Source organism: Bradyrhizobium yuanmingense, from assembly GCF_025200905.1.
GTDB lineage: Bacteria > Pseudomonadota > Alphaproteobacteria > Rhizobiales > Xanthobacteraceae > Bradyrhizobium > Bradyrhizobium yuanmingense.
This window is the reverse complement of the sequence record NZ_CP104173.1, coordinates 2,545,954-2,559,919: the sequence shown is the minus strand read 5'-3', so window position 1 is coordinate 2,559,919 and position 13,966 is coordinate 2,545,954. Positions and strand designations below refer to the sequence as shown.

At 65.5% G+C, this 13,966-nt stretch carries 12 protein-coding genes; 2 read left to right on the top strand and 10 right to left on the bottom strand.

What is annotated here, in order from left to right:
• Positions 1-436: 436 nt before the first annotated feature.
• A complete protein-coding gene (locus N2605_RS11915) occupies positions 437-679 on the top strand; it encodes a hypothetical protein (protein ID WP_225128883.1) in 243 nt (80 codons plus the stop codon).
• Positions 680-982: 303 nt separating this feature from the next.
• On the opposite strand, the gene N2605_RS11910 is transcribed toward N2605_RS11915, so the two are convergent.
• The 8 genes from N2605_RS11910 to N2605_RS11875 all read right to left on the bottom strand — a co-directional run bounded on the left by N2605_RS11910 (position 983) and on the right by N2605_RS11875 (position 10,360).
• Entirely contained in the window at positions 983-1,369 is a 387-nt protein-coding gene (locus N2605_RS11910; protein ID WP_225128881.1) for a nuclear transport factor 2 family protein, read from the bottom strand.
• 210 nt (positions 1,370-1,579) lie between these two features.
• Entirely contained in the window at positions 1,580-3,223 is a 1,644-nt protein-coding gene (locus N2605_RS11905) for an amidase family protein (protein ID WP_225145944.1), read from the bottom strand.
• Positions 3,224-3,449: 226 nt separating this feature from the next.
• A complete protein-coding gene (locus N2605_RS11900; RefSeq protein ID WP_225128877.1) occupies positions 3,450-4,946 on the bottom strand; it encodes an ABC transporter substrate-binding protein in 1,497 nt (498 codons plus the stop codon).
• Between the two features lie 56 nt (positions 4,947-5,002).
• On the bottom strand, positions 5,003-6,007 hold the full coding sequence (locus N2605_RS11895; protein ID WP_225143962.1) for an ABC transporter ATP-binding protein: 1,005 nt from the start codon (positions 6,005-6,007) through the stop codon (positions 5,003-5,005).
• Positions 6,004-7,017, bottom strand: coding sequence for an ABC transporter ATP-binding protein (locus N2605_RS11890; protein WP_036005531.1), 1,014 nt, complete (start codon positions 7,015-7,017; stop codon positions 6,004-6,006). Before N2605_RS11890 ends, N2605_RS11895 begins: the two co-directional genes overlap by 4 nt.
• 2 nt (positions 7,018-7,019) lie before the next feature.
• Positions 7,020-7,907 (bottom strand): ABC transporter permease, encoded by an 888-nt coding sequence (locus N2605_RS11885; RefSeq protein WP_036005488.1) that lies wholly within the window; start codon positions 7,905-7,907, stop codon positions 7,020-7,022.
• Entirely contained in the window at positions 7,904-8,854 is a 951-nt protein-coding gene (locus N2605_RS11880) for an ABC transporter permease (RefSeq protein WP_036005490.1), read from the bottom strand. Before N2605_RS11880 ends, N2605_RS11885 begins: the two co-directional genes overlap by 4 nt.
• A gap of 84 nt (positions 8,855-8,938) precedes the next feature.
• Positions 8,939-10,360 (bottom strand): amidase, encoded by a 1,422-nt coding sequence (locus N2605_RS11875; protein ID WP_260346615.1) that lies wholly within the window; start codon positions 10,358-10,360, stop codon positions 8,939-8,941.
• 124 nt (positions 10,361-10,484) lie between these two features.
• Between N2605_RS11875 and N2605_RS11870 the strand changes: the two genes are divergently transcribed.
• Positions 10,485-11,372 carry a LysR family transcriptional regulator gene (locus N2605_RS11870; protein WP_036005494.1) on the top strand — a complete coding sequence of 296 codons (888 nt, stop codon included), beginning with the start codon at positions 10,485-10,487 and terminating at the stop codon, positions 11,370-11,372.
• Between the two features lie 6 nt (positions 11,373-11,378).
• On the opposite strand, the gene N2605_RS11865 is transcribed toward N2605_RS11870, so the two are convergent.
• Together N2605_RS11865 and N2605_RS11860 are read right to left on the bottom strand one after the other, a co-directional pair.
• Positions 11,379-12,314, bottom strand: a complete 936-nt coding sequence (locus N2605_RS11865; RefSeq protein ID WP_225145945.1) for a carbohydrate kinase family protein — start codon at positions 12,312-12,314, stop codon at positions 11,379-11,381.
• A 5-nt stretch (positions 12,315-12,319) separates the two neighbouring features.
• Positions 12,320-13,966 carry an FGGY-family carbohydrate kinase gene (locus N2605_RS11860; RefSeq protein ID WP_225145946.1) on the bottom strand — a complete coding sequence of 549 codons (1,647 nt, stop codon included), beginning with the start codon at positions 13,964-13,966 and terminating at the stop codon, positions 12,320-12,322.

The window sequence follows — 13,966 nt, the reverse complement described above, 5'->3', positions numbered from 1 at the left end:
ATTTGCCCAGCAGCCGGGGCGCTTCCGGTTTACCCCGCTTCCGGACAACTCGTCGCTACGCCCTAACGGAAGCGATGGGCCAACAGCGGAAGTCGCGCTCATTCGATCACCTCGTTGCGCAGATAAGTCCTTGGCTCAGATTTCATTTCGGCAGCCCGGGGCAATGTGCCGCACGCCGGTTGATGGAAACGCGGTTCGGGGATGAGAAAAAAGGAGCTTCCGATTTCGGCGTAGCGGAGTTGATACCGCACGGGATCACCACACTGGCGCCTGACCTTCCGCCGCCACTGTGGGGCCAAGTCGCTCGGGCGGGGGTCGCATGGTGGTCGGCGCACGAGACGAAAAGTTCCACTCCGGCGGCCTGCCTGTGACTGCGTCCGTATAGGCAAATCGCGGAGCGACGCTCCGACGTCGGTTTTCGGGGAGCACACGCGTCATGGATGAAATCCTGCGTTGGGTGGCGACAGTCGGCACGATCGGGGCCGGGCTGATCCTAGCTGCGCGGGCGCGGCCACTCGTTACCGGCTGGGCCTTCGTCGTACTGAGCGGTGCATCGGTGATCTGGATCGTCGTCGGCTATCTAACAGCGGAATATGCGCTGATGGTTCAAAACGTGGTGGTGACACTTATCAACGTGTTCGGCGTCTACCGATGGCTGATCTGGAAAGGAAATGTATGAAATCGATCTGCCTGCGCGCTCTGCCGTCCGCGCGCGCACAGGTCAAGCTTAGGCTCGGCGAGCTCTGTCCGGTCTTACGTCACGTCCATTGGGAGATTTGCGGGTTAGCGAACAGGTAAGATCGGCTCCCCTACCCCGGTAAGCCCAGTCCATCGGATATACAAATTGAGAACGGCAGTAAGTCCGATATGGATCATGAGCGCCAATTGTCGGCACGCAGGTTACTTCCGATTTCCCCGATGAGCCGACAACAGAACGCTGCCTGGACCTGCACCTCTGGGCCACATTCGGACATGTGCGTCGTTAGGCTGACGAAGGTCCTTCAATAATCTTCCAATACGAGTCCTTGCGGATCACTTCGTCCGCGCGAAAAGTGTAAAAGTCACATCCTCGGACCTCGATCTTTTTTCCTTCGCCGGTAGTGCCCGTTAGCGTCCATTTTGAAATGCCCGTGTTTGCCATCGTATCCACAAAATGCTCGGCGTCGCCGTAGTGAACATCCGGTAAGCCTTCAAAGCGCGTCGCGAGCCCGTCTCGTACGTTGCGCTTGCCCTCGAAGCGGGAGCCCCACGGCTTGCTTCCCCTCGGCATCTCCAAGACACAATCGTCAGCAAAGAACTCCATGATGGAATCCAAGTCGTGCGCGTTGAACGCTTCACACAGCGCCGTCAATTTCGATCGAATGTCCATCCTTCCCTCCATCGAGTTCCCGGAAGGGATACAATAACACAAGGGCACGCAGGTGAGTTGAAGGGCCGATTAGACGTCCGATCGATGTCGCCTTCGGGTCACAAAGCGCCCTCCGCAGGGCAGGACGGCACGTCCGCCATATCGGTGAGAACAGACAACGGATTTGTCAGCGCATGCCACCGGCACCAACCGGCGCACGCACAGTGCACTCTAAGGCGCCGGCAAGCCGGGCAGCGGCTTGCGCTTGGCGGAGGCCTGCTCATACGCGTAGGCCAGGCGTAGCAGCTTGTGCTCGCTCCAGGCGCGGCCTGCGAAGGTAATGCCGAACGGATAATCGGGCGTGTCCTTGCCGTCGTCTGTGCCCGAAACGAGCCCGCCCGGCACCATGACGCTGGGATAGCCCGCCCTGGCGGCGATTGCGGCGCCGTATGCGCCGGGGAACAGGACGGCGTCGAGCTTGTGTCGGCTCATATAGGCATCCATGCCGCGCGTCTTGGCCGAGAGCAGGTCCATGGCGCGCGCCGATTTGTACTCGCGCTCGCTGAGATCGCCCCTGGTCATCTCCGCGGCGAGAAAGTGGTCCTGGCCGAAACGCAGCGCCCTGCCCGCATTCGCCTCGTTGAAGGCGACGATGTCGGCCATGGTCTTGATGTCCGTATTGGTCGCCCAATCCTTCAGATACAGATTGAGGTCGTGCTTCATTTCGTAGAGGAAGACGACCGGCGGTCGGGTGATCGTGCCTTTGTGGGCGCTCAGCGGATTGCGGTTGAGCACGGCCATGGTCGTGCCCGGCCCGCCGATCCAGCCAAGCGTCGGCATGCTGGCACGCACGATGACGGCTCCGAGATCCTCCAGCACCTGGATCGCCTCAGTCATCAGCTTGGCCGACTTCGGTGGCAGCTTGCCGTAATAGCAGTCGTTCAGTGGGTCGGCATGGTCGCTCGGCACGCCGATGCGCGCCCCCTTCATCGCATCGCGGGTCAGACCGGCGGTGTAATCGGCCGGCCGCCGCTGCTTTTGCGTCGCTGGGTCGAGCGGGTCCTTGGCCGCCAGCACGTTGAGCAGCAGCGCTGCGTCGCGCACGGTCCGCGTCATCGGCCCTGCGGTGTCCTGGCTGTGCGCGATCGGCACGATACCGGCACGACTGATCAGCCCGACGGTCGGCTTCACGGTGACGAGGCCGTTCTGGCTGGCGGGAAACAGTAGCGAGCCCGAAGTCTCCGTGCCGATCGAGGCCGCACACAGACCGGCCGCCACCGCGACCGCCGGGCCCGCGCTTGAGCCCCCCGGGGACACGACGGGGATGCCGTGATCGTCGGCCAGCGCCGGCGCATAGGGGTTCTTGACCTGGCCGCCCAGCGACGAAAAGCCGTGGGACATGTCGATTGCGAGCATGTTGGAAAATTCGGTCAGGTTCGCCTTGCCGAGGATCACCGCGCCGGCCTCGCGCAGCAGCTTGACGAGCGTCGCATCGTCGCGTGCGCGTGCGCCTTCCAGCGCCAGCGAGCCCGCCGTGGTCGGCTGCGCGTCGCCGGTTGCGATGTTGTCCTTCACCAGGATCGGGATGCCGGCCAGCGGCCGCTCGGCCGACGGCTCGGCGCCGTCGAGCCTGCCCGCGATCGCGAGCGCGTCGGGATTGAGCGCGCGGACCGCGTTGAGCTTGGGCCCGTCGCGGTCGTAGGCTTCGATGCGCGCGAGATAGGCTTCGACCAGCGCCGTGGCCGTGACATGCCCACTGGCCAAGGCATGAGTGATATCGCTCATCGGCGCATGATCGAGCTTCAAGGAGATCGGCGCCTCGGCGCTGATGGCCGCCGCGGCAATGCCTGCATCGCGGCGGGATGATTTCTGCACTTCTGCCTCGCCCGACGGCGCATCTCCACCACGAGACGCGAGCATGCCATCATGCCAGTGTTTTGCCCGACGGGTCAACTTCTAGGCGAATCGCGTCGATCGTACAGGCGCGACGTGTAAACCATTGAAACGATTGACCCCCGCTACTGTGCATGGGGTTGTTTTCAGGTTTTTGTTTTGAGTTGTCCTCTCCAATGCGTGGAGAGGACACAGCAACGGACGTCGCCTACTCCCAATACCACGTGGAGAAGTCGTTCTCGTATTGCGGCACGTCCTTCCAGACGCCCTTCAGCTTCTTGGCTGTGATGGTGATGAGCTGCGGCTGGAACAGGTAGGCGGAGACCGCGTCGGTGGCGAGCATGCGCTGGGCGTCGCCGAGCAGCTTGGCGCGGCCGGCTTCGTCCGGCGTCGAGACGATCTGCTTATAGAGCGCGTTGAACTTCTCGTTGTTGTAACCGAGGTAGTAGTCCGGCTCGGTGATCTTGACGAGGTCGAACGGCTCGACATGGCTTACGATGGTGAGATCGAAATTGTGCGGACCATTGCCGGCGAACACCTGCGACAGCCACTGCGCCCATTCGACGTTCTCGATCTTGGCGATGATGCCGACCTTGGCGAGCTGGGCCGCGGCGATCTCGCCGCCCTGCCGCGCATAGGACGGCGGCGGCAGCTTGAGCGACAATTCGAGCGGCGTGGTGACGCCGGCCTCCGCGAGCAGCTTCTTGGCCTTCTCGGGGTCATAGGGGTTGATGCCGGTGGTGTCGACATAGCCGAGCGCGCCCGGCACGTAGAAGCTGCCGATCGGCGTGCCGAAGCCGTCGACGGCGCCGTCGATCATGGCCTTGCGGTCGATCGCGGCAAGGATGGCGCGGCGGACGCGGACGTCGTCCAGCGGCTTCTTGCGGTGGTTGATGGCGACGATGGTCTTGGCCCGGGAGCCGCCGACCAGCACCGTGAAGCGCGGATCCGCCTTGAACTGTGCCAAGGCGCGCGCCGCGGCGACGCGCGGGAATGCATCGACGTCACCCGACAGCAGCGCCGCCACCTGCGCCGCCGGATCCGAGATGAAGCGAATCGTCACCTTGGACAGCTTGATCGCGGAGGCGTTGCGGTAGTCGGCCCATTTGGTCAGCGTGAGCGAAGAGCCCTTAGCCCAGCCGCCAAGCTGGTACGGTCCGGTCCCGACCGGCTGCGTGACATTGGTGCCCGCGCTCTTCGGCTCGACGATCGAGCCGCCCGCCTGCCCGAGCAGGAACGGCAGGTTCGGCTCGGAATATTTCACGGTGATCACGACGGTGTCGGCGTCAGGCGTCTCGACCTTCTCGAAGGCCTGGTACAGGCTCTTGTCCTTGTTGGTGCTGGTCGGCGCCGCGTTGCGCTCGAACGAGAACTTCACCGCAGCGGAATCGAACGCTTCGCCATTGTGGAATTTGACGCCCTTGCGCAGCTTGAACGTATAGGTCTTCAGATCGGGCGAAGCGGTCCAGCTCTCGGCCAGCAGCGGCGAGACCGAGCCGTCCTCGTTGATCTTGGTCAGCGTCTCATAGATGTTGTAGAGCGTGACCTCGGCGATCGCGGCGGCGGCCGCATTGGTCGGGTCGAGCCCCGGCGGCTCCAGCGCCATCGCCATGACGACGCTGTCCTTCTTGCTCTGCGCCAGCACCGGCAAGGGCGCCGCGACGAGCGCAGCGGCAAAGGCGACGATCGATAGTTTCCTGAACATGCGCAAACTCCCCTGCCAATCCTGTTTCCAGCTTAACGCCAATCCTGCCCCGGACACTAACCTTCCATGGCCGCCTGCGGCAACGCCATCACAGCCTCGGCCTTGTGGCAGGCGGCAAGGTGCCCCTCGCCCACCTTGCGTAACGCAGGCGGAACCTCGCGGCAATGCTGGTCGGCAAGCGGGCAGCGCGATGCATAGGGGCATCCGGTCGTCACCGCCGAGTGCGAGGCGATCGCCTGGGCCCCGCGCCGGCGGCGGCCACCCCCGGCGCGAGCCCGCGGCACCGCCTCCAGCAGCGCCCGCGTATAGGGATGGGCGCAGCGCTCGAACAAATCCTCTGGCCGCCCCTGCTCGACGATGCGGCCGAGATACATCACCGCGACCTCGTCGCAGAGATAGTCGACCACGGCGAGGTCATGGCTGATCAGGATGTAGCTCAGGCCGAACTGCTCCTGGAGGTCCTGCATCAGGTTCAGCACCTGGGCCTGCACGGAGACGTCGAGCGCCGAGACCGGCTCGTCGGCAACGATCAGCTTCGGCTGGGTGATCAGCGCACGCGCAATCGCGATGCGCTGGCGCTGGCCGCCGGAGAATTCGTGCGGATATTTTTCCATGTCCGCATCGCGCAAGCCGACCTGGCGCAGCACCGCGGCGACGCGGTCGCGGAACGTGGTGCGGTCGGCACCTTCCAGCACGGTCAGCGGCTCGGCGACGATCCGCGCGATGGTCTGCCGCGGATCGAGCGAGCCGTAGGGATCCTGGAACACCATCTGGAAATCACGCCGGGCGCGGCGCAGCTCGTCGGCCGGCAAGCGGTTGAGATCGCGCCCGAGCAGCGCGACCTGTCCTGCGGTCGGCCGCTCCAGCGCCATCACGACGCGCGCGAAGGTGGACTTGCCGGAGCCGGACTCGCCGACGATGCCGAGGCTCTTGCCGGCCCGGACCTGCACACTGACGCCGTTGAGTGCGCGCACCTGCCCCGGCGGACGGAACAGGCTCTCGCGCGGCAGCGTGTAGCGCTGTTCGAGATCCCTGACGTCGAGAAGCGGGGCGATGCTCATGCGGTCAGCGCTCCGACGCGCTCGGCCATCGACACGTCCGTTCTTATGCAACGCGCAAAATGGCCGGGGCCGACATCCACCATCGGCGGCAACGCGGCGCGGCACTGGTCGATCACGAGTGGACAGCGATCGGAGAAGGTGCAGCCGGACGGCAGATCGGCGAGCTCCGGCACCGTGCCGGAGATCGTCCTCAGCCGCGTCCCCTTGCGCGCGCCGAGCTTGGGCCGTGCACGGAACAGGCCCTGCGTGTAGGGATGGCCCATGCGACGGAACACCTCGTCGGTCGGGCCGCTCTCGACGACGGTGCCGCCATACATCACCATCATGCGCTGGACGTTCTCGGCAATGACGCCGAGATCGTGCGAGATCAGGATCATCGACATGCCGCGCTCCTCGACGAGGTCGGCGATGAGGTCGAGGATCTGGCCCTGGATGGTGACGTCGAGCGCGGTGGTCGGCTCGTCCGCGATCAACAGGTCCGGCTCGCAGGCAAGCGCCATCGCGATGGTGATGCGCTGACGCTGCCCGCCGGAGAACTGGTGCGGATAGGCATCGACACGACGTGCGGGGTCGGGCAGCCCGACGCGGTCGAGCAAAGCGATTGCTTCCCGACGTGCCTGCGCCGCCGAATAACTCTTGTGACGGCGCAGCGGCTCGGCGACCTGGTTGCCGATCGTGTGCATCGGATTGAGCGCAGTCATCGGCTCCTGGAAGATCATGCTGATGCGGTTGCCGCGCAGGCGGCAATAGTCAGAATCCGCAAGTCCGACGAGTTCATCTTCGTCCAGCTTGACGCTGCCGGTCACGACGGCACTGTCCGGCAGCAACCCCATCAACGACAACGCCGTGACCGACTTGCCGCAGCCGGACTCGCCCACGAGCCCGAGCGTCTCGCCGCGCTTCAGCGCAAAGCTGACACCGCGCACGGCCTGCGCTGGCCCGCGGCTGGTGTTGAGGCGAACGCCGAGATTGTCGACCACGATTAGCGGCATGTTGGAGCACTCGGCCATCGTCATCGCTCCCGCGCCAGCCGGGGATCGAGCAGGTCGCGCAATCCGTCACCGAGCAGGTTGAGGCCGAGCACCGAGATTGCGATCGCAACGCCCGGATAGACCGCGAGCATCGGCGACTGGAACAGCAACGTCTGCGCATCGTTCAGCATCCGTCCCCAGGATGGCTGCGGCGGCTGCGTGCCGAGGCCGAGATAGGACAGCGCGGCCTCGGCGAGAATGGCGAGCGCGAACTGGATGGTGACCTGCACGATCAGGATCGACAGGATGTTCGGCAGCACATGCTCGATGGTGATGCGGAAGCGCCCCTTGCCCGCCGCCCGTGCCGCCAGCACGAATTCACGCGCCCAGATCGCATTGGCCGAGCCGCGCGTCAGCCGGGTCAAGGTCGGGATCTGGAAGATGCCGATCGCGACGATCGAGGTCACCATGCCCGGCCCCACGACGGCGGCGAGCATGATCGCGGACAGCACGGCCGGAAAGGCGAAGGTGAAATCGGAAAAGCGCATGATGATCTCCTCCGTCCAGCCGCGCCGGGCCGAGGCGATCAGACCCAGAGTGACGCCGAAGGTGAGACCGATGCTGACGGCGATGACACCGACCATGATGGTGGATCGGGCGCCCGCAAGCAGCAGCGAGACGATGTCGCGGCCGAAGGAATCGGTGCCGAGCCAATGCGCCGCCGAGGGCGGGCGGAGCTTTGCGGCGATGTCGATTTCGTAAGGCGACCACGGCGTCCATACCAGCGACAACAGTGCCGAAGCCAGCACCAGAAGGCTCAGCGTGCCACCGAGGACGAAGCTGCGGTGGCGCAGCGCACGGCGCCAGAACGTGCGCGCCGGCAGCGGACGCGTTGCGACGGGCGCGTCGATGGTGATGGGCGCGCTCACAGGTCGTGCACCTTGATGCGGGGATCGATGAAGGCATAGAGCACATCGACCACGAAATTGACGATCACCACCATCGCGGCGAGCAACATCACGCAATTGCGCACCACGATCAGGTCGCGGTTGGCGATCGACTGGAAGATCAGGCGGCCGAGGCCCGGCAGGTAGAACACGTTCTCGATCACGATGGTGCCGGCGAGCAGATTGGCGAATTGCAGGCCCATCACGGTCATCACGGGGATCATGGCATTCCGCAGCACGTGGCTCCACAGCACCTCGCGCTTGCCGAGGCCCTTTGCGCGGGCGGTGCGGACGAAATCCTCGCGCAGCACTTCGAGCACGGCCGAACGCGTGACGCGCGCGAGGATCGCGGCCTGCACCACCGCGAGCGAGATCGCGGGCAACAGCAGCGACCTGATCCCCGGCCAGATGCCGTCCTCCCAGCCGGCAAAGCCACCGGCCGAAAGCCATTGCAGCCGCACCGAGAACAGCAGCACCAGGAGAATCGCGAACCAGAAATTCGGCAGCGCGATGCCCACTTGGGTCAACGACATCACGCCGACATCGCCGAGCTTGTTGTGGTTGGCGGCGGTGTAGATACCGGCCGAGAGCGCCAGCGTCACCGTGATCGTCATGGCCATGATCGCGAGCGGAATGGTCAGCACCAGCCGCTCGGCGATCAGGCTGCCGACCGGGGTGCCGTAGACGTAGGAATTGCCGAGATCGCCGACGAGAAGGCCCTTGATCCACTGCAAATAGCGAACCGCCAGCGGCTGGTCGAGCCCGAGCTTGACGGTGAGCGCGCGCACCGCGTCGGGCGAAGCATCGGCGCCCATCAGCATCTGCGCTGCGTTGCCGGGCAGCGCGTCCAGCACCAGGAAGATGATCAGCGATGCGCCGACCAGCGTCGCCAGCAGAGTCAACAGACGTCGGAGGACAAAGACGCTCATGCGCGCTCGGCTTCAGGGCTCACCCAGGCCACGATCAACATGTCCGGACGCCTTAAGCAAGCTCTTTGCTGCATCTCCATCTCCTCAAGACGGCCAGCGGGACAGAAGGTCGCTTGACGCCTCGAACAGAGCGCTCACGCGCAGCAATTCCGCGTCGGCCCGGAAACGGCCGACCAGTTGGAGCCCGATCGGCAGCCCGTCGCGGGCAAAGCCCGAGGGAAGGCTGATCGCGGGGTGACCGGTCATGTTGAACGGCATTGTCCAGGGGAACCAATGCGGCCGGACGCTGTCGTAATGCCTGCCGTCGATCTCGATATTGCCGAACAGGTCCTGCTTGATCGGCAGCGCGGTGCGCGTCAGCGTCGGCATCGCCAGCAGGTGACCGCGCGCAAGCAGCGATTGCACGCGGCGGAACAACGCGGTGCGCGCGAACATCGCCTCCTGATAGTCGATGCCGCTGACTTCGCTGGCGAGCGCGAGCTGCTTGAGGAAGGCCTCGCTCAGTTCGTCCCGATGCTCGGCCGCAAGCTTGGCAAAGCGCGTGCGCCAGACGGTGTGGTTGATGGCGCGCCAGATCGGCTCGATGTCGAACCCCTCGCCGGAGAATTCCTCGAGCTCGGCCCCTAACCCGGCCAGCCGGTCGAGGCTCACCTTGAAATTGGCGGCGACTTCGGCCGATACCGGACGGCCCGGCGGCGTCAGGCAGTACAGGATCCTCAGCCCGCGCAAATCACCATGCGGGGCGGCGGTGCCGATGAAGTCGGGCACGGGCACGGCGATCGACCAGGGATCGATAGGATCTTCGCCCGCCATCGCCTGCATCATCAGCGCGGTGTCCGCGACGGTGCGGGTGGTCGGCGTGACATAGGTCTGGTTGCCGAACACGTCGAGCGCCTGGCTGTGCGGGATCACGCCGTTGCTCTGCTTCAGGCCCACCACGCCGTTGCAGGCGGCCGGAATTCGTGTCGAGCCGCCGCCGTCGGTCGCAATAGCGAGCGGCGCGATGCCGCTCGCCACAGCGACCGCCGCGCCGCCGCTGGAGCCGCCGGAGGATCGGCAGGCGTCCCACGCATTGCGGGTCCGACCGAACAAAGGTGAATCGGTGAGGCACTTGCTGCCGAACTCCGGCGTCGTGGTCTTGCCGATCAGGATCGCGCCTTCGCTGCGCAACCGCGCGACGGCGACGGCATCCTCGGCCGGCACATTATCCTTGTAGGGAACGGCGCCGAAGGTGGTCTTGACCCCCTTGGTATTGACGATGTCCTTGACGGTTACGGGGATGCCGTGCAGCAGGCCGAGCGGTTCGCCCGCCATCACCTTGCGCTCGGCTTCGCGCGCCGCTGCGATCGCCTCGTCGCCGCACAACGTGACGAAACAGTTCAATTCGGGCTGGAGGGCCTCGGCGCGGGCAAGCACAGCGCGGGTGAGCTCGACTGGCGAAATCCGCTTTGCCGCGACGAGACCGCGCAGCTCGGTCGCGGACAACAGACAGGGATCGCCGTTCATCGTCACATCACGCTCCGAAGCGGGCCGCCATTGGCCCGAAGACATTGACAGCGAGAATGACAGTTTTGTTAACTCGCCGTCCAATACGATTTTTATCGCCAACCCATACGCTCTCGGTATGCCAATGGATCTTCGCCGGCTCCGCTATTTTGTCGCCGTTGCCGAGGCGCGCAGCATCGGCAAGGCGGCCGAGCAGCTCCGGATGGCGCAGCCGCCCCTCTCGGTCCAGATCCGCAAGCTCGAGGCCGAGATCGGCGCGCCGCTGTTCCGCCGCGGCACCCGTGGCATGGATCTGACCGAGGCCGGCCAGGCATTGCTGGCGCGCGCCAGCGAAGCGCTGGCGTTGGCAGCCGACGGCGCCGAAGCCGCACGCGCGGTTGCTTCGGGACGGCGCGGCCGGCTGTCAGTCGGTTACATGTTCGTGCTGGCGAATGCGATGTTGCCGCGACTCATCCCCGAACTGCGCCGCGCAGTTCCCGGCGTCGACCTCAGCTTCGTTGAGCTGAGCGCCTCGACGCGCGAGGCCCGCGTGCTCGACCGCAGCGTCACAGTCGCGCTGTGTATGCCCGCAATCAATCATCCCGAGATACAGGTGGCAAAGATCGGTGCACAGCCTTTCATGCTGGCCATGCCGATCCGCTCGCCACTCGCCCGCTTGAGCTCGGTGCCGATGGCCCGGCTGCAGGGCCGCCCGCTGATCGCACTCCCGCATCCGGACCATGGGCCCGCCTCCTCCGCGGTCGTCCCTTTATTGCGTCGGCACCAGGTGGTGATGCCGATCGCCAGCCGGGTGGAGACGGTGCATTCGGCGATGAGCCTGGTCCTGGCCGGCGAAGGTCTCGCCATCCTGCCGGCCTGCGCACAGCTCGGCGCGCCACGCGGAGTCGTGTTCAGACCCCTGCGTGACGTCACTGACTCCCTCGACATCGCAGTCTGTTGGCGGCGGGACTCCCACAGTCCGTTGATCGGAACCTTCCTCAAATGTGCCGAGAAGGCCGTCGCGCGGATGTGACGTGGGCTACCAGTCCCAATTGATCTCGTGGCTCCAAGGCGGATCGGCGCCCGGACGGGTGCAGGTCAGGCCGGCACAATTGGCGGCGAAGGAAAGCGCACGGCGGAGCTCGTCCGCGCCGATGTCCTGCAATCTCGGCCGGGCGATGCGATCCTGCTTGTAAAGTGCCAACAGCAGCGCCGCCTGAAAGCTGTCGCCGGCGCCAATAGTGTCCGCCACCTCGACCTTCGGTGCTTGCACTTCGATCTGCCCTGCTTGCGCATGCCAGGCTATGGCACCGTTATTGCCGCGGGTGATGACGACGAGGCTCGTCCCCTGCCCCAGCAATGTGCTCGCGCGCTGCTGATACGGCTCCTCGCCGAAGAGATAGGCGAAATCGACGTCCGACATCTTGATGAGATCGGCGCTTCCGGCGAACTCGGCCATTCGGCCGAGATAGGTTGGCTTGTCCTTGACGAGGTTCGGTCGGCAGTTCGGATCGAAGGAGATCGTGGACGACGCCCGCGCGTCTGCGATCAGCACCTTGGTCTCGGCCGCACCCTGGTCGTTGACCAGCGTGGTCGAGCCGACATGGACGGCCTCGACAGTATCGAACGGAATGGACCCATGCCGGTAAGTCCAGTTCCGCGTCGCGGTCTCGGCATCGTAGAAGGCGTAGTGCGACTCGCCCGCGACAATGCGGACAAAGGCGAGCGTGGTCTGGTGGTCGCTGCGGGTGGCGAGATCGAGTGCAACCTTCGATGCGGAGGCATGATCGGCGATCATGCGCCCGAACAGGTCGGTCGAGATGCCGCCGACGAAACCAGTCGGCGCGCCCAGCCGCGCCATGCCGATCGCGACGTTGAGGCAGGAGCCGCCGACCGCGGGCATCACCGCTTCGCGCCCTTCGACGTTTCGCGTCGGCACGAAATCGATCAGCGCGTCGCCGCAGGCAATCAGCATGTCCTTCAACCTCTCGCGACGCTGCGCATCGCGGCACGGCTGCCGCGATCGAGCTCGCGCAGCAGCTTGTAGACCTCGCGCTTGCGGGCGTGAAACGCGGCCATATCAGGCGCGGTCGGCTCGCTCTTGCGCCCCAGCGCCGACATCTTGGCCATGGTCTCACCGATCGAGGCATAGGCGCCACCGGCGACCGCCCCTAACATCGCGGCGCCCAGCAGCACCGGCTCCTTCGTCTGCGGCAACGCGACCGTGAGACCGGTGGTATCCGCCATGATCTGCCGCACCAAAGGACTGCGGCTGGCACCGCCACCCATGATCATGATGCTGGAGCGGACCCCATGCGCGGCAAAAGCCTCGATGACCTCCGCAAGCCCGTAGGCAAGACCGCAGAGGCCGGCGACGAACAGCCGTTCCATCGCGGCGATGTCGGTGTCGAGATCAAGGCCCGCGATCACCGCGCGCGTGTCGGGATCGGCATAGGGCGAGCGGTTGCCAATGAATTCCGGCAGCACGTGGACGTCGCGCGCCAGCAGCGCGGCGCGGCTAGCACCGCCGGAGCGCGCGATGATGCGGCGCTCGAGGAAATCGATGAGATCGAGGCCTTCGCTGCGTGCCGCCGCGCTCGCCTCGCCATGGCCGGGATGCGACTTGAGGAGATGATCGATCGCAGCGCCCGCGGCGGACTGCCCGCCTTCATTGAGCCAGAAATCCGGCACCATGCCGGAATAATAGGGACCCCAAACGCCCGGCACGAAGCACGGCTCCTTCGTCGTCGCCATGATGCAGGCCGACGTTCCCATGATGTAGGCGAGACGATCGCCGACATCGCTCGGGCCGGCTGCCCCGTCACGGCCGCCAATCGCACCGATACCGCCGGCATGGGCATCGATCAGGGAGGCGCCGACCGGGGTGCCCGGAGGAAGGCCGAGCTCGACTGCTGCTGCCGGCGTGAGCCCGACGCCGAGGCGCGTACCGGGCGCAACGATTTCGGTGCCGATGCGCGCGTATTTTTCGGCGACGAAGTCGGACAGGCCGATGCGCTTGAAGAACGGCGCGCTCCAGCCGCCGCCGTCATGGGCGAGATAGTTCCACTTGCAGGTGACGGTGCAGGTCGAGCGCTGCAGCGCGCCGGTCGCCCGCCAGGTCAGATAATCGGCCAGGTCGAAGAAGTGACCGGCGGCATCGAAACTCGCGCGCAGATGCCGCTTCAGCCATAGCAGCTTCGGCATCTCCATCTCCGGCGAGATCGAGCCGCCGACATAGCGCAGCACGGCATCCTCGGTCTCGTTGATCAGCCGCGCTTCGGCCGTGGCGCGATGGTCCATCCAGACGATGACGTTGCGCTGCGCCTCGCCGGAGGTGCTGACGGTGAGCGGCTCGCCTTGCGGATCGAGCACCACGAGGGAACAGGTGGCGTCGAAACCGATGCCGCCGATGCTGCCCGGCGTAATCGCTGCTTCCGACATCGCCGCGCGCACCGATTTGGCGCAGGCCTGCCAGATGTCCTCCGACGACTGCTCGACGATGTCGCCGGCCTCGTGCCAGATCCTGATCGGATGCCGGGCCGTCGCGAGCAGCGTGCCGGCCTCGTCAAACACCCCTGCCCGCGTGCTCGTGGTCCCCACGTCGACGCCGATATACGCTCGCGGCAT

Bases quoted from the DNA above. Each gene is read 5' to 3' on its own strand.
- N2605_RS11880 (WP_036005490.1), bottom strand. From the start codon at position 8,854: ATGAGCGTCTTTGTCCTCCGACGTCTGTTGACTCTGCTGGCGACGCTG.
- N2605_RS11875 (WP_260346615.1), bottom strand. From the start codon at position 10,360: ATGAACGGCGATCCCTGTCTGTTGTCCGCGACCGAGCTGCGCGGTCTC.
- N2605_RS11870 (WP_036005494.1), top strand. From the start codon at position 10,485: ATGGATCTTCGCCGGCTCCGCTATTTTGTCGCCGTTGCCGAGGCGCGC.
- N2605_RS11900 (WP_225128877.1), bottom strand. From the start codon at position 4,946: ATGTTCAGGAAACTATCGATCGTCGCCTTTGCCGCTGCGCTCGTCGCG.
- N2605_RS11890 (WP_036005531.1), bottom strand. From the start codon at position 7,017: ATGGCCGAGTGCTCCAACATGCCGCTAATCGTGGTCGACAATCTCGGC.
- N2605_RS11915 (WP_225128883.1), top strand. From the start codon at position 437: ATGGATGAAATCCTGCGTTGGGTGGCGACAGTCGGCACGATCGGGGCC.
- N2605_RS11865 (WP_225145945.1), bottom strand. From the start codon at position 12,314: ATGCTGATTGCCTGCGGCGACGCGCTGATCGATTTCGTGCCGACGCGA.
- N2605_RS11895 (WP_225143962.1), bottom strand. From the start codon at position 6,007: ATGAGCATCGCCCCGCTTCTCGACGTCAGGGATCTCGAACAGCGCTAC.
- N2605_RS11860 (WP_225145946.1), bottom strand. From the start codon at position 13,966: ATGCCGCGAGCGTATATCGGCGTCGACGTGGGGACCACGAGCACGCGG.
- N2605_RS11910 (WP_225128881.1), bottom strand. From the start codon at position 1,369: ATGGACATTCGATCGAAATTGACGGCGCTGTGTGAAGCGTTCAACGCG.